The 20,506-nt window shown below is 70.4% G+C and carries 18 protein-coding genes; 11 read left to right on the forward strand and 7 right to left on the reverse strand.

Annotated features, from left to right (window positions below):
* The first annotated feature begins 11 nt into the window (after window positions 1–11).
* Window positions 12–845 carry an MBL fold metallo-hydrolase gene (locus ACQP2O_RS05285; RefSeq protein WP_433180402.1) on the forward strand — a complete coding sequence of 278 codons (834 nt, stop codon included), beginning with the start codon at window positions 12–14 and terminating at the stop codon, window positions 843–845.
* 82 nt (window positions 846–927) lie between these two features.
* On the opposite strand, the gene ACQP2O_RS05290 is transcribed toward ACQP2O_RS05285, so the two are convergent.
* Entirely contained in the window at window positions 928–1,185 is a 258-nt protein-coding gene (locus tag ACQP2O_RS05290; protein ID WP_433180404.1) for a DUF2530 domain-containing protein, read from the reverse strand.
* A 310-nt stretch (window positions 1,186–1,495) separates the two neighbouring features.
* Here ACQP2O_RS05290 and ACQP2O_RS05295 point away from each other — a divergent pair, with 310 nt between their 5' ends.
* The 3 genes from ACQP2O_RS05295 to thpR all read left to right on the forward strand — a co-directional run bounded on the left by ACQP2O_RS05295 (window position 1,496) and on the right by thpR (window position 3,850).
* Window positions 1,496–1,930: a MarR family winged helix-turn-helix transcriptional regulator gene (locus ACQP2O_RS05295; RefSeq protein ID WP_433180406.1), complete on the forward strand. Its 435-nt coding sequence runs from the start codon at window positions 1,496–1,498 to the stop codon at window positions 1,928–1,930.
* A gap of 2 nt (window positions 1,931–1,932) precedes the next feature.
* Window positions 1,933–3,174, forward strand: a complete 1,242-nt coding sequence (locus ACQP2O_RS05300; protein WP_433190937.1) for an MFS transporter — start codon at window positions 1,933–1,935, stop codon at window positions 3,172–3,174.
* 133 nt (window positions 3,175–3,307) lie between these two features.
* A complete protein-coding gene (gene thpR / locus ACQP2O_RS05305) occupies window positions 3,308–3,850 on the forward strand; it encodes an RNA 2',3'-cyclic phosphodiesterase (RefSeq protein WP_433180408.1) in 543 nt (180 codons plus the stop codon).
* A 42-nt stretch (window positions 3,851–3,892) separates the two neighbouring features.
* On the opposite strand, the gene ACQP2O_RS05310 is transcribed toward thpR, so the two are convergent.
* The 3 genes from ACQP2O_RS05310 to ACQP2O_RS05320 all read right to left on the reverse strand — a co-directional run bounded on the left by ACQP2O_RS05310 (window position 3,893) and on the right by ACQP2O_RS05320 (window position 6,078).
* Window positions 3,893–4,738 carry a phosphoribosylaminoimidazolesuccinocarboxamide synthase gene (locus ACQP2O_RS05310; RefSeq protein WP_433180410.1) on the reverse strand — a complete coding sequence of 282 codons (846 nt, stop codon included), beginning with the start codon at window positions 4,736–4,738 and terminating at the stop codon, window positions 3,893–3,895.
* 147 nt (window positions 4,739–4,885) lie between these two features.
* A complete protein-coding gene (locus tag ACQP2O_RS05315) occupies window positions 4,886–5,626 on the reverse strand; it encodes an SDR family NAD(P)-dependent oxidoreductase (RefSeq protein WP_433180411.1) in 741 nt (246 codons plus the stop codon).
* 8 nt (window positions 5,627–5,634) lie between these two features.
* A complete protein-coding gene (locus tag ACQP2O_RS05320) occupies window positions 5,635–6,078 on the reverse strand; it encodes a nuclear transport factor 2 family protein (protein ID WP_433180413.1) in 444 nt (147 codons plus the stop codon).
* A gap of 352 nt (window positions 6,079–6,430) precedes the next feature.
* Here ACQP2O_RS05320 and ACQP2O_RS05325 point away from each other — a divergent pair, with 352 nt between their 5' ends.
* Window positions 6,431–7,069 carry a hypothetical protein gene (locus tag ACQP2O_RS05325; RefSeq protein WP_433180415.1) on the forward strand — a complete coding sequence of 213 codons (639 nt, stop codon included), beginning with the start codon at window positions 6,431–6,433 and terminating at the stop codon, window positions 7,067–7,069.
* Between the two features lie 255 nt (window positions 7,070–7,324).
* Complete coding sequence (secY, locus tag ACQP2O_RS05330) at window positions 7,325–8,623, forward strand: preprotein translocase subunit SecY (protein WP_433180417.1); 1,299 nt, start codon at window positions 7,325–7,327, stop codon at window positions 8,621–8,623.
* Between the two features lie 73 nt (window positions 8,624–8,696).
* On the opposite strand, the gene ACQP2O_RS05335 is transcribed toward secY, so the two are convergent.
* Entirely contained in the window at window positions 8,697–10,463 is a 1,767-nt protein-coding gene (locus tag ACQP2O_RS05335) for a hypothetical protein (RefSeq protein ID WP_433180419.1), read from the reverse strand.
* Window positions 10,464–10,620: 157 nt separating this feature from the next.
* Window positions 10,621–12,840 (reverse strand): SF1B family DNA helicase RecD2, encoded by a 2,220-nt coding sequence (gene recD2 / locus ACQP2O_RS05340; RefSeq protein ID WP_433180420.1) that lies wholly within the window; start codon window positions 12,838–12,840, stop codon window positions 10,621–10,623.
* Between the two features lie 168 nt (window positions 12,841–13,008).
* On the opposite strand from recD2, the gene ACQP2O_RS05345 reads away from it, so the two are divergent.
* The 3 genes from ACQP2O_RS05345 to ACQP2O_RS05355 all read left to right on the forward strand — a co-directional run bounded on the left by ACQP2O_RS05345 (window position 13,009) and on the right by ACQP2O_RS05355 (window position 16,858).
* Window positions 13,009–14,040, forward strand: coding sequence for a hypothetical protein (locus tag ACQP2O_RS05345; protein WP_433180422.1), 1,032 nt, complete (start codon window positions 13,009–13,011; stop codon window positions 14,038–14,040).
* Between the two features lie 16 nt (window positions 14,041–14,056).
* Window positions 14,057–16,012, forward strand: a complete 1,956-nt coding sequence (locus tag ACQP2O_RS05350; RefSeq protein ID WP_433180424.1) for a hypothetical protein — start codon at window positions 14,057–14,059, stop codon at window positions 16,010–16,012.
* Window positions 16,013–16,243: 231 nt separating this feature from the next.
* Window positions 16,244–16,858, forward strand: coding sequence for an SMI1/KNR4 family protein (locus tag ACQP2O_RS05355; RefSeq protein ID WP_433180426.1), 615 nt, complete (start codon window positions 16,244–16,246; stop codon window positions 16,856–16,858).
* Between the two features lie 554 nt (window positions 16,859–17,412).
* Here the strand turns inward: ACQP2O_RS05355 and ACQP2O_RS05360 are convergent.
* Window positions 17,413–17,817: a hypothetical protein gene (locus ACQP2O_RS05360; RefSeq protein WP_433180427.1), complete on the reverse strand. Its 405-nt coding sequence runs from the start codon at window positions 17,815–17,817 to the stop codon at window positions 17,413–17,415.
* A gap of 182 nt (window positions 17,818–17,999) precedes the next feature.
* Between ACQP2O_RS05360 and ACQP2O_RS05365 the strand changes: the two genes are divergently transcribed.
* Together ACQP2O_RS05365 and ACQP2O_RS05370 are read left to right on the forward strand one after the other, a co-directional pair.
* Window positions 18,000–19,352 (forward strand): hypothetical protein, encoded by a 1,353-nt coding sequence (locus ACQP2O_RS05365; protein WP_433180429.1) that lies wholly within the window; start codon window positions 18,000–18,002, stop codon window positions 19,350–19,352.
* A 191-nt stretch (window positions 19,353–19,543) separates the two neighbouring features.
* A complete protein-coding gene (locus tag ACQP2O_RS05370) occupies window positions 19,544–20,461 on the forward strand; it encodes a hypothetical protein (RefSeq protein ID WP_433180430.1) in 918 nt (305 codons plus the stop codon).
* Window positions 20,462–20,506: the final 45 nt, after the last annotated feature.

The following is a 20,506-nucleotide window of genomic DNA, read 5'->3' on the forward strand; positions in this document are numbered from 1 at the left end:
GAGGAACGGTCATGCGCGTACATCATCTCGACTGCGGATCCCTCCGTGTGATCGCGCCGGTCGGCGAGGACCTGCCGCCCGCGCGGGCGGTCTGCCACTGCCTGCTCATCGAGACGGACGCCGACGGCCTGGTCCTGGTGGACAGCGGCTTCGGCGGTGAGGACACGGTGAGTCCCGGCGAGAGGCTCGGCGCGGACTTCCTCACCTTCGCCGAGCCGGTCCTCGACCCGGCCCAGCCGGCGGTCCGGCAGGTCGCCCGGCTGGGCTTCGACCCCGCGGACGTACGCCACATCGTGCTCACCCACCTGCACCGGGACCACACGGGCGGCCTCCCCGACTTCCCGTACGCCACGGTCCATCTGCACGAGGAGGAGTACCGGGCCGTGACCGATCCGGCCGCCGAGCACCATCGGGCGAGCGTCGAGCGCTTCATGCCGGCGCATCGGGCGCACGGCCCGCGCCTGACCCCGGCCAGGAGCCACCCGGGCGACTCCTGGCCGGGGATCGAGAACGTCGCTCGCCTGGAAGGCCTGGCGGCGGACATCCTGCTGGTGCCGCTCTTCGGGCACACGCCGGGGCACAGCGGCGTGGCCGTACGATCCGGCGACCGTTGGCTGCTCAACGCGGGCGACGCCTACTTCTACCACCGCGAACTCGAAGCCGACCCGCCCGTATCCCATCCCGAGCTGGACCTGATCCAGCAGAACGCCCAGGTCGATCCGGAAGCCCGGCTCGACGGCCTGCATCGGCTGCGCGCCCTGCACCGCGAACACGGCGACGAGGTCGACATCTTCTGCGCCCACGACCCCTGGGAGTTCCAGAGATACGACTCGGCCCGTAGATAAAGCTCTATTGCCGTGCGGATGGTGTCGGACAAAGCATGACGACCACCGACGACTGGGCCGTCGGCCTGCTCCGGTGCCGGCGTCAGCCGGTCGCGTGGTCGGCGGCGTGCCTTTGGGCGGCGGCTTCGCGGGACCGCTGGAGGCGCGGGATGTACCAGCAGCCGAAGACGCCCATCGCGAAGCCGACCACGCAGACCCAGCGCCACCAGTGGTCGCGAGCGGGGAGCGGGATGAGCAGGAGCACGATGAAGGCAACGGCGAACGCCGCCGCGCCGACGGCCGAGGTCAGGACGTCGTTGGTCTTGATGGGCTCCGTGACATGACGTCGCTCGCGACTCATGGAATCAGCGTAGCCGCCCCAGGTGGTCGGCGAAGTCCGGGGCGGTGGCGTCGTTTCGGGGCGGTATGGGCGCGGGCCGGGAAATTCGTCGGTCTGCGCAGGTCCCCGGGGGTGTCGCGCGGGGATGGGGTGCGTTACCTTCCGGGGCAAGTGCTCGCCGGAGGGTTCGTCGACGGCCGGGCTCGGTGATCGGTGGCACGCGGTGCCGTTCTCCGGGAGGAGGGTCAGAGTCGTACGCATTGCTAACGACCTTGCGGAATACGAGTCGCACGCGTATCGTTAGCAAGAGTAATGACTCATGCTAAAGAACATGCCAACATCGCAGACCAGAAGTCGTGCGGGCCTGGCAGCGGCCCTGCGCGTCTCCGTAAGCAGGCTGTCACGACGAATGCGCGCTCAGGCGGGACAGTCGCTGAGCGTCACCCAGCTCGCCGCGCTCGGCGCGGTCTCGCGGCACGCCGCGATGACGCCGGGGGAGCTGGCCGAGCACGAGAAGGTACAACCCCCCTCGATGACCCGAGTGATCGCCGCGCTGGAGGAGCGGGGCCTGCTGACACGCAACCCGCATCCGACGGATCGGCGGCAGGTCATCCTGAGCGTGACGGAGGAGGGCGAGAAGCTCCTGAAGGAGGAGCGGCGTCGCAAGGAGGCGTGGCTGGCCCAGCGGCTGGCGGAGCTGACCCCCGAGGAGAGGGAGATCCTGCGTCAGGCGGCGCCGATCCTGGAGCGCCTGAGCAAGGTCTGAGCCTGTTCCGGTCGCTGCGCAACCGCAACTACCGGCTGTTCGCGGCCGGTCAGGTCGTCTCCAACACCGGCACGTGGATGCAGCGGGTCGCGCAGGACTGGCTGGTCCTCGACCTCACCCACGGCAGCGGAGCGGCGCTCGGCATCACGACGGGCTTGCAGTTCCTGCCGCTGCTGTTGTTCGGCCTGTACGGCGGCGTGCTGGCCGACCGATACCGCAAGCGGCGCGTGCTCATGGTCACCCAGGCGGTGATGGGCGCGCTCGCGCTGGTGCTCGGCCTGCTCGCGGTCACCGGCAGCGCCCAGGTGTGGCACGTGTACGCGCTGGCCTTCGGCCTCGGCGTGGCCACGGTGGTGGACAACCCGACCCGGCAGACGTTCGCGGTGGAGATGGTCGGGCGCGCCGACCTGTCCAACGCCATCGCGCTGAACAGCGCGATCTTCAACATGGCGCGGATCCTCGGCCCGGCGGTCGCCGGCGTGCTGATCGCCGCCATCGGCACCGCCCCGGTCTTCCTCGTCAACGCCGGGTCGTACGGCGCCGTGCTGCTCGGGCTCTACCTGATGCGCGAGGACGAGCTGAATCTCCGGGAACCCGTCCCCCGGGCGAAGGGCCAACTGCGCGAAGGGCTGCGGTACGTCCGGCAGCGCCGCGACCTGGTCATGGTGCTCACGCTGGTGCTGTTCGTCGCCGCGTTCGGCATGAACTTCCAGATGACGACCGCGCTGATGAGCCGCCAGGTCTTCCACAGCGGCGCGTCCTCGTTCGGCCTCGCCTCGACCATGCTGGCCGTCGGTGCGCTGTCGGGTTCGCTGCTGGCCGCGCGCCGCAAGAACCTGAGAATGCGGCTGCTGTTCGCCGCCGCGACGGTCTTCGGCGTCCTGGAGATCGCGAGCGGTCTGATGCCGGACTACGTGTCCTTCGTCGTGCTGCTGGTGCCCACGGGCATCGCGCTGCTGACGTTCAACACGGCCGCCAACGCGGTCATGCAGCTGAGCGTGCCGTCGGAGATGCGCGGCCGGGTCATGGGCCTGTACATGCTCGTGTTCGCGGGCAGCTCCCCGATCGGCTCGCCGCTCATCGGCTGGCTGGCGGAGGTCTTCGGGCCGCGATCGAGCATGATCATCGGTGGCGTCGTGTCCCTCGCCGCCGTCTTCGGAGTCGTCGCCGTCATGGCACCGGGCCCAGCCCGCGACGCCCTACGGGCAGGCAGGCTCCGGGCACTGCTCGCGACGACGCGGTGACGGCCTGGACGTCGGTCGGGCTGATCGGCCTGGATGTTGGTCGGGCTGATCGGTCGGGGCGGGGTCGCGGCTGAGAGGCCGGCCTTTCGTCGGCGGGTCGGCCGGACGGTCCGTGAGTGAGAGGCTGGCATGTGTGAGGCTTTTCGTCGCGCTCATGCCGCCGGAGACCGTGCTCGACGAGGTCGAGGCCGCGTTCCGCCCCCACCGCGCCGCGCATCCGGACCTGCGCTGGACGCGCCGGGCGTCGTGGCACGTGACGCTGGCGTTCTACGGCGAGGTGGACGATCGGGTCGTGCCGCGCCTGCTGCCCCGGCTCGAACGCGCCGCCGGCCGGCATCCGCACCGTACGGTGATGTTCGCCGGCGCGGGCGCCTTTCCGCGCCCCGCGTCCGCCCGGGTGCTGTGGACCGGTCTCGAGTCCGATCTGCGGCGTCTCGCCGACTCGTGCGTGGCCGCGGCCCGCAGGGAAGGCGTCGACGCGGACGAACACAAGCGCTTTCACCCCCATCTCACGCTGGCCCGCGCCCGCGAACCGTTCGACCTGCGGCCGCTCGTGGCCGAGGCCGACACCTTCGAAGGCAGCCTCTGGACCGTCGGCGAGATCCACCTCGTCCGTAGCCATCTCGGCGGTGAGGCACCACGCTACGAGACCCTAGCGGCGTGGCCCCTCGCATGAGCCGTGCCGCGATGGCAGGACGAGAACCGCGTCACAACACGATCAGTTTCGCCCCGGCCGCCAGGGTGAGCCGGTGATGCGCTCGTACAGCTCGATGTAGCGGGCTTGGCTGGCCGCGACGATGTCGTCCGGGATCGGTGGGCCCGGCGGGGTGCGGTCCCAGTCGGTGACCGTCGCCGACCAGTCGCGGACGAACTGCTTGTCCAGCGAGTGCTGCGCCCGGCCGGGCTCCCAGGCGTCGGCGGGCCAGAACCGGGAGGAGTCCGAGGTCAGCAGCTCGTCGGCGAGGACCAGCGTGCCGTCCGGCGCCCGGCCGAACTCCAGCTTCGTGTCGGCGATGATGATGCCGCGCTCGGCGGCCAGCGCCGCCCCCCGACGGTAGATCTCCAGGGTCGCGTCGCGGAGGCGTTCGGCGGTCTCCGCGCCGATCTCCCGCGCGACCTCGTCGAAGGTGATGAACTCGTCGTGCCCGGTCGCCGCCTTGGTCGTCGGCGTGAACACCGGCTCCGGCAGCCGGGACGCCTCGACGAGGCCCGGCGGCAGCGGCACCCCGGAGACCGTCCCCTGCTTCTGGTACTCCTTGAGACCAAGGCCGGTGAGGTAACCGCGGGCGATGAACTCGACCGGCAGCATCTCCAGGCGGCGGCAGCGGATCGCCCGTCCCGCCCACTCGGCCGGCACGTCGTCGGCGGAGATCACATGGTTGGGCATGACGTCGGCGAGCTGCTCGAACCACCACAGCGACAGCCGCGTGAGGATCTTCCCCTTGTCCGGGATCGGCGTCGGGAGCACGACGTCGTACACGCTCACCCGGTCGGTCGCGACGAGGATCAGATCGTCGCCGTCCGCGTAGACGTCGCGGACCTTGCCCGAATGCACCAGCTCCATGTGTTCTCGCAATCTCACGCCCACGGCCCCGCTCGGGCCCGACTCACCGCTACTGAGAACGTACCGGTCGCGCAGGTGAGCGGCCCGAGCGGGGATGGAGTGGCGCACGACGGGGACCGCGACGGAGCGACGCGTCGTCGCCGGGCGTCAGGCGGCGTGGCCGCCGTCGATGGCGAACGCGGCGCCGGTGACGTAGCCGGCCTCGTCACCGGCGAGGTAGGCCACCACGCCGGCGACCTCGTCGGGCGTGCCGAAGCGGCCGACGGCGGCGAGCGCCCGCTGCCCCTCGGCGAACGGGCCGTCCGCCGGGTTCATGTCGGTGTCGACGGCACCGCAGTTCAGGACGTTCACCGTGATGCCGCGCCCGCCCAGCTCACGCGCCAGGCCCTTCGTGAGGCCGAGCAGGGCGGACTTGCTCATGGTGTACACGCTCATGCCCGGGAAGGGCACGTGCGAGGTCAGACCGCTGCCGATGCTGATGATCCGGCCGCCGTCGCCGAGGTGCCGCGCCGCCGCCTGCGACGCGAGGAATACGCCCCGCACGTTGACGGCCAGCGTCTGGTCGACCTGCTCCAGGGACAGGTCCTCGAGCGGGCCGAGCACACCGATGCCGGCGTTGTTCACCAGGATGTCGAGCCGGCCGAGGTCCGCCGCGACGCGGTCGACCGCGCCCACGACCGCCTGCGGGTCCGCCGCGTCGGCCTGGACGGCCATCCCACGCCGGCCGGTCGCCTCGATCTTCGTGACCACCTGCTGGGCCTGCTCGTCGGAGTTCACGTACGTGATCGCGACGTCGGCGCCCTCAGAGGCCAGCCGGTAGGCGATCGCCGCGCCGATGCCGCGGCTGCCGCCGGTGACCAGAGCGACCTTGCCGTTAAGACGGGACATGCTCATCCTCATTTCTCGGGAGTGGGACGGGTCAGGGTGTCGTTGACGGCCGCGGTGTCCCAGTAGAAGGGCCGGAACTCGGTGATGCGGCCGTCCCGGACCGTGATCTGCTGGAGCACCGTCGTCTCGATCGACCGGCCGGTGGCGCGAGCGGTCAGGCGTCCGTGGTTGGAGACGATGACGGTGTCGCCGTCCACCCACTGCCGGCGTTCGAGGAACTCCAGCGACCGCCAGGCCTCGCTCATCGCCGCCATGAACCGCTCCATGCCGTCGTGGCCGCGCCACACGCCGCCGTACGGCAGCGTCGGTGCCTGGTGCATCACGACGTCGGGCGCGAGATGCGCGGCCATGCCGCCGAAGTCGGCGACGCCCGGCCCGCCCGCCGTGATGTAGGCGGCCTCCGCGGCGAAGAACGCGTCGAGCACGGTGAGGACGTCGTCGCGACCGCTCATCGGCATCCGGACCCTTTCTCATCACGTCGGCGTCGCGGCCGGCGCACCCCCGTGGTGCACCGATCTCGCGCCGCCGCCTCATGAACCCCGCCCGGCCGGGATCGGTTGCACCCGGCGGCCGGACTCGTCGCCGAAGAGCGGGCGCGGAGCTCGGCGGAGGCGGCCTCACCAGTGATGATGTGCCGCGAAGCGGCAGGTTCCGTGGTTCCTGCGCGCGCATTGTGCGTGTCCGGGCGCCTGGGTGAAACGTGGACGGTGTGCGGCGACGCGGTCTATCGTGATCAATGACCGGCCGGGGGCGTACAGGCCGCCGGTCGGGACAGGACGGGTCGGACGGTCGGCGGGGGTGGGCGTGAAGAGCCGCACCTTGCTCCGGGGACGGCTGCTGACACTGCTCGCCGGATTCTTCGGCTTCGTCATGACCGCCGTCCTGGCGGCGATCCCGGGCACCGCCGTCGCCGACGTCATCCGCGTGGGCAGCGGCGAGACCGCCAACGCCGCCGGAACCGGTGGCTCGGCGGCGACCGTCGCCGCCCTCGACCGGAGCTCCGGACGTTCCCGCGCGGCTCCGGCCGGCACCCCCCACGTTCCGCGCCGACTCGCATCGGCGTTCGTCCGCACGGTGGGGGCCGGCGCCTTCGCCGTTCCGCGAGGGTCCGCTGCGGCGGACGCGATCGAGAGGCCGTCGTTCGGGACGGCGGCCGCCCACCCCGTCGCGGATGGCGCCTGCGCCGGGCGGACGGCAGCAGTCCACCTGGTCGCGGATCGCATCGGTGCGGGGCGCGGGACCGTCGCGTCACGTTTCCTGGCCGGTGACGAACCCGCGGCCGACCGGGCCGGTCCGGGCCCCGCCATACCGGCGGCATCCGTGGATCACATCCGGATGTCCCGGCGTGTGGCCGCCGTCGTCGCGGCGCACTCGGTGGCGCCGCCGGCCGTCTTCACCTCCGCGGTCAGCCTCCGCGGGCCTCCTTCCCACACGGGTTCCTGACGTTCCCGTTCGTCGTCCGTGGCGTCCTCGTGAGCGCCGCGGCGTTCCCGTGTGGAGGCATGTCATCTCTCGTATCACCGCGCGGCGGGCACATTCGGTGCTCGCCCGATCACGCGCATTCTCGTACTCGGATCCGTCCGCCCGTCGTATCGGCCGCGGGTCGGTCGTTCTCCCCGGCCGCGGGTCGGCTGTTCCCTTCGGTTCTGGGGTGGCCGTCGCCGTCGGTCGCGGGCCGGCCGTTCGCTGGGAGAGCGGATGCTGACCGCTCTCGTCCGGGCCTGCCGGACTCCTGACCTGCGTCGGAAACTGCTGTTCACGCTCGGCATCGTCGTCGTGTTCCGGCTCGGCCAGAACCTGCCCGCGCCGGGCGTCGACGTGTCGGCCGTCAAGGCGTGCGCGCAGGCCGCCGCCCACGGCGGCCGGGCCGACGTCTTCAGCATGATCAACCTGTTCAGCGGGGGAGCGCTGCTCAAGCTCTCGGTCATGGCGCTGGGCATCTACCCGTACGTCACCGCGAGCATCATCCTGCAGTTGCTGACGGTGGTGATCCCGCGTCTGGAGGCCCTCAAGAAGGAGGGGCAGGCCGGCACCACCAAGATCACTCAGTACACCCGCTACCTCACGGTCGCGCTGGCGATCCTCCAGGGCGCGACCGTCGTGGCGATGGCGGCGTCCGGCAACCTCTTCCCCGGCTGCGGGCAGCGGATCCTGGGCGACCCCGGGATGCTGACCGTCGTCACGATGGTGGCCTGCATGGTCGCCGGTACCGCCGTCATCATGTGGCTGGGCGAGCTGATCACCGAGCGGGGCATCGGCAACGGCATGTCCATCCTGATCTTCACGCAGGTGGTCGCCGTCTTCCCGACCGAGTTCTGGAACATCTACACCAGGAAGGGCGGGTTCACCTTCGCGCTGGTGACGGCGACGAGCCTCGCGGTGATGGCCGGGGTCGTCTTCGTCGAACAGGCCCAGCGGCGCATCCCCGTGCAGTACGCCAAACGGGTGGTCGGCCGGCGCGCGTACGGCGGTACGTCCACCTACATCCCGCTGAAGGTCAACCAGGCCGGAGTCATCCCGGCGATCTTCGCCTCATCGATGCTGTCCGTTCCGGCGCTGGCGGCTGAGCTCTGGCCTCGGAACACCTTCCTCAACCGCACCCTGGCCCCGCTCACCCGGCAGGACGATCCCTGGCACATGGTCACCCTGTTCGGGCTGATCGTGTTCTTCACCTACTTCTACGTCGCGATCACCTTCAACCCGACCGAGATCGCCGACAACATGAAGAAGTACGGCGGGTTCGTCCCCGGGATCCGCCCGGGGCGGCCCACCGCCGGGTACCTCGACTACGTGCTCACCCGGATCACCGCGCCCGGGGCCCTCTACCTGGGGTTGATCTCGCTCATCCCGATGGTCGCGCTGTCGCTGTTCGGCGCCACGCAGGACTTCCCGTTCGGCGGGACCAGCCTCCTGATCGTCGTCGGCGTCGCGCTGGACACCGTGAAGCAGATCGAGAGCCGGCTGCAGCAGCACAACTACGAGGGGTTCCTCCAGTAGGGCGGACGCTCGGTGAAGGGGCCGAACGGGGCATGTTCCCGGCTCCTTCACCGAGCGTCGTGCGCCCCATCCGCTACTGGCGGCGGAGGGCACGGGTGATCGCGGTGGCGATCGTCGTGGCGAGGATCCAGCCGACGATGGTCAGGCCGTACATCAGCCACTGCGACCAACCGGGCAGCGGGGCGTACGCCTTCCGCTGCCCGAGGTCGATGATCGGCAGCAGCAGGTCCAGCGTGTAGATGAACGCGTTGAACGACGGTGCCTTACCGGGCTCCGCCGCGATCGGGTGCCGCGCGTGGAAGGCGACCGTCCCGATGATCAGCATCACCGCGAGCCAGCCCGCTGCCCGCCACGGCCGGTAGCCGTACCCGACCGTCGCGTCCTGCAGGTATCCCCAGACCTTGATCGGCAGGGGGAGGCCCATTCGGCGGCGACGTTCCTTCGCCAGTAGCACGTTCCGGGCATAGGCGTCGTTGCCCGTGTGGCGGTAGGTCTCGGCCAGTTGCTCGTACGGCTGGGGACGGAAACCGGGGGGCGTCCTGTCGAGCCAGGCCAGCCCCGTGTCCACACTGGTGGACGGTGCGATCGCGTTGTAGGTGAGGCCGTCCAGCCGCAACGTGCCGGGCAGCGCGCCCGGCGCGTACTCCAGCAGGCCCAGCTGCGCGTACCGGAGATCCACGGTGCCGCTCGGCGGGACGGCCGGACGCAGGATCAGCTCGCGGGCCGTGAGCCACCAGCACCCCAGACTCAACGCCGACTGGTCCTCGAAACAGGCGTGGGAGAAGTCCAGCGGGCCGGTGATGCGCGCTCCCGACAGCCGGACGCTGCCTTTGACGGTGAAGCCGTCGCGGCAGTACATCCCGTCCGCCGCGAGCCCGCTGGCGTGCAGGCCGATGCGGTGGGGATTGAGGATCCGCGCGCCGTCGAGGATGAGCGGACCGATGATCCGAGCGTTGAGCAGGTGCAGCTCGCCGTGGGCGGTGAAATCGCCGGTGCAGCGCATCTCGCCCTGCACGGTGAGCCGGGCCCCGCGCAGCGCGTACCCACCCGGGTTGCTCAGGCGGGCTCCGTCGAGGTTCAGCCGGCCTTCGATCGTCGCACCGTCCACGTCGATCGACCCGTCCGCGGAGAACGCGTTCCGGGCGAGGAAATCCCCGCCGACGACGATCCGGGGAGCCGCGAGCGCGCACGCCTTCGGATTGGAGAGCGTGGCCCCATCGAAGTCGATGCTGTCGCCGATGCGGGCACCGGGGAAGCGGATCTCGCCGTTCGCGTGGAAGCCGTCGCGGCACAGCAGATCGGCATCCACCTGGAGCCGATCCGCTTCGAAGACCGGGCGGCCCGGACCGCCGCCGGGATCGCCGAGCCGCGCTCCGTTCATGAACAGCGCCCCGCGGATGCGCGTGGCGATGAGGCGGACCGTCTCGTCGATCACGGTGTCGGTCAGCAGCAGGTGACCGTCGATGAACGCCGTCGACGCGTGAAGTCCCTCACGAAGGTGTGATCCACGCAGGTCGATCTCCCGTGACCGCACGCCGTGGAAGTCGAGCAGGCCGGTGATGTGGCAGGAACGCAGGCTCAGCGGGTGGGTCACCGAGGCGAACCTGAGGTCGAGGGCGCCCACGATGCGCGCTCCGGTGATCCGTATCGCCGGAACGCCGGCCCGGCTCGGTGGCGTGGCACTGACGAGGAAGTGTCGGATCACCTCCGCTCGGATCGTCCGGCCGGGTCCCCAGGTGGCGCCGCGTCCCGGGTCTCCGCTTCCCAACGTCAGGCGTTTACCGGTGGAGAACGCCTCTGCCAGCTTTCGCTCCGAGACGGTCAGTTGCTTGATCCGCACGAACACCTCCACTCCAGTGATGTCCCGGAGAACGGGATATGTCGCATGAGTGGCCGGGATCGGCCGTCGATGAAGCACTGCCGGTTCGTGGCTCCGCACACCGTCCGCTTCTGACCTCAGCCGGTGCGGCCTCGCCACACCGTTCCGCCGCCGGCGCTCAACCGCGCAGGCGGTGGTCGAGGGCGGTGTGGCGGCGTCCGGCGCCGGCCGTGCGGACGGCGGCGGCCAGGGCCCTGGGGGAGCCGGCCAGCACGACGAGCTTCTTGGCGCGGGTGACGGCGGTGTACAGCAGGTTGCGCTGCAGCATCATCCACGAGCTCGTCGTCAGCGGAATGACGACGGCGGGGTACTCGCTGCCCTGCGAGCGGTGGATCGTCACGGCGTACGCGTGGGCGAGCTCGTCCAGCTCGGCGAAGTCGTAGTCGACGCTCTCGTCCTCGTCGGTGAGCACGGTCAGCGTCTGCTCCTCCAGCGACATGCCGGTGACCACGCCCACCGTGCCGTTGAAGATTCCGGCGGCGCCCTTGTCGTAGTTGTTGCGCAGCTGGGTGACCTTGTCGCCGACGCGGAACACCCGCCCGCCGTAGCGGCGCTCGGCCTTCCCCTCGTGGTGCGGCGTGAGCGCCTCCTGCAGGAGCGTGTTGAGGTTCCCCGCGCCGGCCGGGCCACGGTGCATCGGGGCGAGCACCTGGACGTCGCGGCGCGGGTCGAGGCCGAATTTGCGCGGGATCCGCTGCGCCACGATCTCGACGGTCAGCTCCGCGGTGGGCTCGGCCTCCTCGCACGGGAACAGGAAGAAGTCCGGGAAACCCCGCGTCCGCGGCGACTGTCCCGCGTTGATCCGGTGGGCGTTGACCACGATCCCGGACTGCTGAGCCTGCCGGAAGATCTTGGTCAGGCGTACGCGGGGGATCACGTCGGCGGCCAGCAGGTCGCGCAGCACCTCCCCGGCGCCGACGGACGGGAGCTGGTCGACGTCGCCGACGAGCAGCAGGTGCGCGCCGCGCGGAACGGCCTTGACCAGCTTGTTCGCGAGGATGACGTCGACCATGGAGGACTCGTCGACGACGACGAGGTCGGCGTCGAGCGGGTTGTCGCGGTCGAACTTCGGGTCGCCGCCGGGCTGCAACTGCAGCAGCCGGTGCACCGTCGCGGCCTCGTGACCGGTCAGCTCGGCCAGCCGCTTCGCCGCCCGCCCCGTGGGCGCGACCAGCACGACCTTGGACTGTTTGGCCCGCGCCAGCTCGACGATGGAGCGCACCGTGAAGCTCTTCCCGCAGCCGGGCCCGCCGGTGAGCACCGCGACCTTTTCGGTCAGCGCCAGGCGTACGGCCTCCTCCTGCTCGGGGGCCAGGTCCATTCCGGTCCGCTTTCGCAGCCAGCCGAGGGCCTTGTCCCAGTCGACGCCCTGGAAGGCGGACAGGCGATCCTCGCCGACGCCCAGGAGGTCCAGCAGCCCGGTCGCCAGCGAGCGTTCGGCGCGGTGGAACGGCACCAGGTACACCGCCGGCACCTCGCCCTCACCGGCCGCCACGCGCTCCCGGACGATCTCCTCCGCGGCGACCGCCTCCTCCAGGCAGGGACCGACGAGCTCGCGCGGCACCTCCAGGATCTTCGTCGCCTCGGTGAGCAGGTTGGGCTCGGGCAGGTAGCAGTGCCCGTCGTCGGCCGCCTCCGACAGGGTGTACTGCAGCCCCGCCTTGATCCGCTCAGGGCTGTCGTGCGGGATGCCGACCGCCTGCGCGATCGTGTCGGCGGTCTTGAACCCGATGCCCCACACGTCGGCGGCCAGCCGGTACGGCTCCTTCCGCACCACCGAGATCGACTCGTCGCCGTACTGCTTGTAGATCCGCACTGCCAGCGACGTCGACACGCCGTGCCCTTGCAGGAAGACCATCACCTCCTTGATGGCCTTCTGCTCCTCCCAGGCGGCGGCGATGCGGTTGGACCGCTTCGGGCCCAGCCCGTACACCTCGACCAGGCGCTCGGGCTCCTCCTCGATCACGCGCAGGATGTCGGTGCCGAAGTGCTCGACCATCCGGTCGGCCATCACCGGGCCGATGCCCTTGATCAGCCCGGAGCCGAGATACTTGCGGATGCCCTGCACGGTGGCGGGCAGCACGGTCGTGTACGAGTGCGCCTCGAACTGCCGGCCGTACTTCGGATGCGACGTCCACCGCCCGGTCAGCCGCAGGCTCTCGCCGACCTGCGCGCCGAGCAGCGCTCCCACGACCGTGAGCAGCTCCGAACCGGTCCGGTCGGTGGCGACCCGCGCGACGGTGTACCCGGTCTCCTCGCTGGCGAAGGTGATCCGCTCGAGCACGGCCTCCAAGACCCGCGTCCCGGGAGGGGAAGACGCCGCCTGTGGCTCCGACACGTGGCCATACTGCCCGAGATCAGGGAGGCGGAGACAGCTGGGACTGGGGGCTGCGCGATTCTCGTGCGGGAGCGCATAGGCTCGGCTTGTGAATCGTGCTCCTCGATGGCTGTTGCCGACCGTGCTGGCGGCGCTCGTCTTCGCCGTCGTCCTCGGCACGCTCCTCCATTGAGGCGGCTGAGCCGGGGCGGGTCACCCGGTCGATCGGCGCCGGTCAAGGCGCGTACGTTCGCCGCTCTCCTGGCCGTCGGTGGCCCGCTGGTGTGGGCGGTGCCCGCCAGGGCGGCGGCGCCCGTACGGGCCCTCGCCGAGGGCGCGAAGGAGCTCTGCACGATCGACGACCCGCGCATCGACGAGTCCAGCGGGCTGGGTGCGAGCCGGCGCCATCCCGGGATCGTCTACACGTTCAACGACTCGGGCGGCTCTAATCAGCTGTTCGCGCTGGGGATCGACGACTGCCGGGTCCGGGCGGCGATCACGCTCGGCGGGGCGCACAACCGCGACTGGGAGGCGATGGCGGTCGGCGCGGACGGCTACCTCTACGTCGGTGACATCGGCGACAACCTCAAGGATCAGCCGTACTCCACCGTCTACCGCATCCCCGAGCCGAAGACGATCCGTAACCAGACGGTGCCCGCCACGAGGTACCGGATCAAGTTCGAGGACGGGTCGCACAACGCCGAGACACTCATGGTCGACCCGCGCACGAGCCGGATCTACATCGCGAGCAAGGAGTTCGGTGGATCGCTGTACGAGGGGCCGAAGAAACTGAGCACCAGCGGCTACAACGTCATGCACCAGGTCGGTGACACCCCGCTGTACTCGACGGATGGGGCGTTCGCGCCGGACGGGCGCTCCTTCGTCGTCCGCGGCTACTGGGACGCCGAGATCTACACCGCGCCCGGCAAGGAACTCACCGGCGTCAAGGTCCCGGACCAGAAGCTCGGCGAGGGCATCGCGTACACCGCCGACGGCCGGTCGTTGCTGTTCAGCGGCGAGGGCGTACGGCAGCCGCTGTGGCAGGAGCCGGTTCCGAAGGAGGCGCTGCCGTCGCCCACGCCGACCTCGAAGCACCGGACGACACCGGCCGGCGGGACCGGCGACGGAATGCACAAGGGCCGCACGATGCTGGGCGTAGTGATCGTCGGGGCGCTCGCCCTGGCCGGTGTTGTGGTGTTCGCTCGCAGACGAGCGTCATGACGAATGGGACGCTGACATGTCACGATCTGTTCTCGTGGACCTCGAGCTGATCGGCCTTCGGGCCCCCGCGCGGCGGTCGCGCCCCGTCGCGCCCGGCCTGTTCGCGCTGCTGTCCCTGCTGGTGGCCCTTCTCCCCATCCCGCAGCCCGGCGTGTGGCTGGGGGCCGTCGTCGCCTGCAACCTCATGCCGTGGCTGCTCGGCCTGCGGTCGCACCGCACCGGTGTCTGGCGGCTGTCCGAGGCGGGCCTCGAACGCCTCGGACCCGACGGCTCGGTGGAGGAGGCGTACGAGCGGGACCGGATCGAGGAGTTCACGGTCACCGCGGACGACGAGGTCTTGACGATCTTCCACAAGTTCGGGTCGACCGCCGCGGGCACCCTCACCGAGATGGGCTTCGACCCGCTCACGTTCTACATGACGGCCCGCAGGCTCGGGATCACCACCCACGTCATCGACGGCGACCGCTCGGTCTTCGACGATGGCGACCTGCCGTCGGAGGAGGACGCGCCGCGCGCCCTCGGCCGCCGTGCCGAGCAGCGCCTGCGCGACCAGGAGGCGACCCTGCTGGCCGTCGCCCACGAACCCCACCCCGCCGCGCTGACCGCGCCGACGACCCTGGACACCGCGGTGACCGGGCGGCGGCGCTCGGTCGCGCTCGGGATCCTCCTCTCGCTGCTCGCCCTCACGATGCTCGTCCGGTCCGCCTTCGACGGCGGCCTCGGGTTCGGCGACCGGCTCATGGGCGGCCTGTGGGCGGTCGTCGGCGCGGTCGCGGTCCTCGGCGCGCGCCGCCGCCGGCTGACGGGCGCGCCGCTGTCCTGGTCGATCAGCCCCAACGAACTGCGCGTCCGGCACGCCACGGTCGCCGAGTGGCGGGTGCGCGCCGACCATGTCGCCGCCGTCGTCGTCGGCCCGGGCACGGCCGTCGACCCGGTGACGGGCCGGCTGACCGGACGGCACACCGTCGTCACGGTGTTCGGCCATCGCTTGCAGGTGCTGGCGCGTCTCCCCGCCGAGGGCCTGGACGCCTTCCAGCTCACGCACGCCCTCAACGAACGCGGCTACCAGGTCGTCACACCCGAGCAGGGGGTACGGCGGCCGTCCCAGTACGGCCTCGCAGGGCTGCCGGACATCTTCGCCCGGGTGCCCGGCGGACGCCTCGTCGTCGACGAGGACGGCATCGGCTGGGCCGACGGAGCCGGCGACGTCATCCTGCGGATGCCCCGCGAACGCATCGGCGGCATGGAACTCCTGACCGTCGACGGCCACGCCTGGCTGCGGATGTACGACGACGACGGCGACGAGTTCCTCGCCGCGCCGCTGTCGATGCTCCGCATCTCCCGTACGGACCTGCGCGAGGCCGCCCGCCGGATGCAGCTGCCGATCACCGACGCCGAGTACGACGCGTACGTCAACGCCGCCTTCCACGGCTCCATGACCCGCATCGAGGGGGCCCTCGAACCGTCCCCGGCCCTCACCGAGCCGGAGACGAAGACCCTGCCGCCGGTGCAGCTGGACGTGCCCCGGCGTACCCGCGTGCTGGCGTACGCCGTCACCGCGACGCTCTGCGAACTGGTCGCGGTGCTCGGATCGATCTGGCTACGCGGCGACCTCGGGGGCTTCTGGACCGCGCTGTCGTGGGCCGCGCCGACCGGGCTCGTCCTCGGGCTCGCGGGCACCTGGCTGTACGACCGCAACCGGCCGCAACTGCGCATCTCCTCGTCCGGGATCTCGTCGGTGACACGGCTGGGGCGTACGGAGTGGAGCGTTACACGGCAGGCGCTCGGCGGCGTGGGCATCGACGAGTCCGAGGCGCCGAGACTGGTGGTGTGGAGCCCGGTGGGCCGGGTCCTGCGGCGAGTGTCGTTCCCGCCGGACCTGGCCGAGCTGCGCCGCGCCTGCGAACGCCACGGCCTGCCCTGGGGCCCGCCCGACGCCGGCCACGGCGCCGCCCCGCCCCCGGAGCTGTGACCGGACAGGCCGATCAGGCGCCGTCCATGCCGAATGAGTCGTGGATCGCCCGCGCCTCGACCGCCACGACGTGGAAATCGACCACGCGTTCGGCGATGGCGCGCGCCCGTTCCTGAACGTATGTGGCACACCAGGACCCACCAGGGCGCGAAAGCGCTGGTCGTGGCCGCCATCGTGCGTTTGCCCCTGCCGCGGCGTGTTGTCAGTGCGGCCTCGTACGCTCTCGGGAACGTGATCGAAGGGATGGTCGTGGAAGACTCGACGGGTATATCAGCGCTGGCCAAGGTCCTGCCTCCGGATCTCGGCGCGGACGAGGAGATCGACTGGTCGGCGGCCGAGGCGCGGTGGGGCACGCGGTTCCCGCGTGACTACATGGCCTTCATGTCCATCTACGGCGCCGGCTCCTTCGCCGAGGTCGGCATCCTCATGCCGTTGCCCAAGGAGTACATCCAGTGGGACCCCGGCACCTTCGAGGAGGAGACGGAGAACGCTCGTGACACCTGGGAGATGCTGGGCGGCCAAGAAGGCCTCGACATCGACCCGGACGACATCCTCGCCTGGGGCATCACCTCGGGCCCCGACATCTTGTGCTGGCTGACCACCGACTCCGACCCCGACAACTGGCCCGTCCTGGTCTGTGGCCGACACACCCGGGACGACTTCACTCTCTTTCCCTGCGGCATGGTCGAATTCCTCCGCAGGCTGCTCCTAGACGAGTACGACCCCTACCCCCTCAGCATCGTCCGCGGCCCCTCTCCGCGCTACGTGCACTGGCTTGAACAACAGAAACGCCGGAAGGCGGGCTTGGACCGCTACTCCGGTGAACCACGATCAACCCACCATTAGGGTCCGTCACGACCGTGCTGGTCACAGCCGGGTGAGATCCACTGCCGATAGACGTCCTAAGGCCAGTCCGCGGGCGGCCGGACGTAGGTGCCCTTGCCGGGGACCGTCCTCAGGTATCCGAGCCGTTCGAGATGCGACAGTGCCCGGTGGACGGCCCGCTGTTCGATCCGGAGTATCGGGGCGAGCTCGTCGCTGGAGAGGATCTTCCGGCCGGGCGGCCAGTCCGCCGCAGCGGATGCGGTCCCGCATGGTCTCCGCCGCTCGGCGGGCGTTCACGTCGTCCACGAAGCCGTCCACCGAACGCCCTGGCGTCCTCGCGGCCAACTCGATCTCACCGATCCGTTGCAGCAGCCGGGACACGGACGCCTCATCGATGACCACCGGGTCGGTGCTGATCGCGGAGAACGCGGTGAAGGCCTGCCGCCAGGCCGACCAGATGATGACCCACCCGCCGTACGTGCTCTGCAGGCTCGTCGCGACCGCTTCCGAGTGGAGATTCCGGCCTGCGCCACCCGATGCGCGGGAGCGTCGCCGGGTACGGTCCGTCGAGCGCGTCACCGGTCCTCCCGCGGCGCGGAGCGGGGCGGCTCGCCGGCGACGCGGAGGACGCGAGTGATCTTCTCGGCCGCCTGGAAGATGTCGTCCGCCGCGCAGAGCGGCTCGTACTCCGGCGGCGAATCGCAGGTCGGGCCGGACCACTGCCAGAACCACATCAGCCGCCCGTCGCCGTCGGCACCGCACATCACGGTCTGGCGCAGGCCGGGATTCAGGGCTTTCGCGTGGTGGTCGCCGTCCGGCGGGTCACCGGCGGGATTGCTCGCCAGCACCCAGGCGCCACGGGACACGCGGGCACGCAGACCGCGGGCGGTCAACGCCGCCGTCAGGCGTTCGGTGAGCTGCGACGTACGCGCCTCGACGGATGCCGGGGTCACCGGACCCACGGCGGGAGAACTCGGCATCGGGCGTCAACCTTTCGTGTCATTGCCGCTGCGCGGGTGGGATCGCCGATCGATCCGGCGCAGGCGTCGGTGACGTTGAGTGAAGCCGCTGCGGAGACACCGGAATAAGACAGATACTGACCGACAGGACTCGGACACTGTGCGTGTCCGGGTATGTCGGGGGCGAGCCGGAGGATGGGGTCGTGGCCGGTGACGAGACGCCGCGGTGGGCGGCACGGTTACGAGCGGAGCGAGAGCGGCGTTCGTGGAACAAACACGAGATGGCTCGCCGGCTGCACAAGGCCGTCGGTCAACCGTATCCGCCCGTCAACTCGCTGGTCCGGCAGATCCTCGGCTGGGAGAAGGGCGAACACTTCCCCCGCGACTGGACGGCGGCGTACGCCACGGCGTTCGAGATGACCGAGGCGGAGCTGTTCGGACTTTCTTCGCATTTGGGCCTGGCCGGGAGCGGCGATGGCGGCGCACCCTCGGAGTCGAGGGAGGTGGACCCCACGAAGCGCCGCGACGCCTTGCGACTCGGCCTCGCCGCCACCGTCGCGCCAGCCGTGCTGGGGGAGGCCGCCTCCGAGGCGATGGAGTTCACCCGGATCGCCGGAGCCTCTGCGGTCGGGCCCGGGACCTTCGACCACCTCCAGGCGGCCGTCGCCGCCATCGACCGGTCGTACACGACCGAGCCGCCCGGCGAGGTCTTCGCCGTCGCCCGCGCCTACCGCGCCCGCGTCCAGGAGCTGATTCAGGGCCCGCACACGCTCAAGCAGGGGCGTGAGCTGTACGTCTGGGCCGCCTGGCTGTCCGAACTGCTCGCCTGGCTCGCCCACGACCTGGGTCATCCGCTGACCGCCGAGACGTACGCGATCGACTGCTACGAACACGCCGACCAGGCCGGCCACGACGAACTCTGTGCCTGGGCCGCCGACGCCCTCGCCTCGATCGCCACCTACACCGACCGCCCCGACCGGGCCGTCGCCGCAGCCCGCAGAGGCATCACCAGGGCCCCCGGCGGTCACCCCATCGCCGTCCGCCTGCGGGCCAAGGCCGCCCGGGCTCACGCCCGTCTCGGCCAACGGGCCGAGTGCGAGGACCTGCTCCGAGGAGCCGAAGAACTGCACGACCGCCTGCCCGCCCGGCCGCCCCACCGCTTCGGCGCGGAAACCGGCCCACTCGCCGAGTATGCCGTGACGGCCTATCCCGCCTCGGCGTTCATCTGGCTTGAGGACTACGAGCAGGCGAGACGTCATGCGGAACGCGCGGTGGCCGTTCACGCGTCGGCGTCGTCGACGGACCCGTCTCCCGGCCACGTGGCCATCGCACGAATCGATCTGGGGATCGCACTGTGTCACCTCGGCGCTCCGGATGCGGCCGCCGCAGCCGGTGCAACCGCACTCGAATCGTCGCGCGTCTTCGAATCACTGCGCGCTCGTGCCGGGGACCTGGACGCCGCGCTGACGGCCCGCTACGCCGAGACGGGGTTCGCGCGGGACTTCCACGAGCGATACCTCGAGCTGAGGCGGGTGTCGTCCAGGCATTCGACCTGATCACGGGTATCTACTGCGCGCTATCGGCAGTCGATACCAATGATCATTAAAGGTGTGATTCTCCAGTCTCACGGTGCTCGCTCCTGTAGCTTCCTTGATCATCAATGCGTGTGATCGTTGGCCGCCCGTGCCCGATGTGAGGCGACGGGCCTACTCGAGATGGGGATGGTCTCGCCGTGCGGTCGTGGATCTTGGGCACTGCAGGTGGCGTCGCGCTGATCACCGGAATCGGCGTGTGCATCGGTCTCGGCCAGACGTCGGGCGGAGCTCATGCCGGGCTCGAGGCGTCGAAGGCCGGGCTGACGCCCGGCTTTCCGAATGCCCGGAACACTGGGGTACCGGCCGGTACTCACCTCAAGTCGCATACCGGGAATCTGACCATCAGGAAAGACGGGACCGTCATCAAGGGTTGGAAACTGCACGGTTCCCTCGACATCTACGCCAAGAACGTCACCATCGTGGACTCCGAGATCACATCGGCCAACTGGTGGGGTGTGAACCTCAGAGGGAGCGGGACCGGCCTCAGGGTCCTGCACTCCACGATCACCGGGGTGAAGGGCAAGGGACCGGACAACGGAGGTGAGGACTACGCGGTCTCGAACATGGGATCGGGCACGGTGGAGGTCGGCTTCGACAACGTCTCGAAGTTCGGCGACGCGCTGTCCATGGGCCACGGGCAGATCCACGACAACTATGTCCACGGCCTACAGGCGTTCCGCAACCTCTCACACACCTACCAGCACACCGACGCTGTGATATCCGACGGCAGCGACAAGCGGGGCCTGGTCGTCCGTCACAACACGCTGCTCAACTGGATGCCCGCCTCCAAGGGCGCCAGTGCCGCCGTCGGCCTGTTCGCCGACGACGGGCCCGTCACCAACACGGTCATCGACCACAACCTCATCGCCGGTGGCGCCTACGCCCTCTACGCCGGAGGCGCGGGATCGGCCAAGGTGAAGATCACGAACAACCTGTTCTCCACTCGGTACTGGCCCAAGTGCGGCTACTACGGACCGGTCGCCTACTGGAACCCCAAGGGCGCCGGAAACGTGTGGTCGGGGAACAAGTGGGCCGACGGCCCACGGGCAGGACGCGCGGTCGTGGCCTGACGGTGACGGCCGTAGGCGACGTGCCTCAACTCTCAGTGGCTCTTG

It is taken from the genome of Actinoallomurus sp. CA-150999, from assembly GCF_050942425.1.
Classification (GTDB): domain Bacteria; phylum Actinomycetota; class Actinomycetes; order Streptosporangiales; family Streptosporangiaceae; genus Actinoallomurus.

What these genes read in the sequence shown, in the direction of transcription:
- ACQP2O_RS05360 (WP_433180427.1), bottom strand. Translation starts at nt 17,817, where the DNA reads ATGCCGAGTTCTCCCGCCGTGGGTCCGGTGACCCCGGCATCCGTCGAG.
- ACQP2O_RS05315 (WP_433180411.1), bottom strand. Translation starts at nt 5,626, where the DNA reads ATGTCCCGTCTTAACGGCAAGGTCGCTCTGGTCACCGGCGGCAGCCGC.
- ACQP2O_RS05290 (WP_433180404.1), bottom strand. Translation starts at nt 1,185, where the DNA reads ATGAGTCGCGAGCGACGTCATGTCACGGAGCCCATCAAGACCAACGAC.
- ACQP2O_RS05350 (WP_433180424.1), top strand. Translation starts at nt 14,057, where the DNA reads ATGTCACGATCTGTTCTCGTGGACCTCGAGCTGATCGGCCTTCGGGCC.
- ACQP2O_RS05310 (WP_433180410.1), bottom strand. Translation starts at nt 4,738, where the DNA reads ATGGAGCTGGTGCATTCGGGCAAGGTCCGCGACGTCTACGCGGACGGC.
- secY (WP_433180417.1), top strand. Translation starts at nt 7,325, where the DNA reads ATGCTGACCGCTCTCGTCCGGGCCTGCCGGACTCCTGACCTGCGTCGG.
- ACQP2O_RS05320 (WP_433180413.1), bottom strand. Translation starts at nt 6,078, where the DNA reads ATGAGCGGTCGCGACGACGTCCTCACCGTGCTCGACGCGTTCTTCGCC.
- ACQP2O_RS05285 (WP_433180402.1), top strand. Translation starts at nt 12, where the DNA reads ATGCGCGTACATCATCTCGACTGCGGATCCCTCCGTGTGATCGCGCCG.
- ACQP2O_RS05295 (WP_433180406.1), top strand. Translation starts at nt 1,496, where the DNA reads ATGCCAACATCGCAGACCAGAAGTCGTGCGGGCCTGGCAGCGGCCCTG.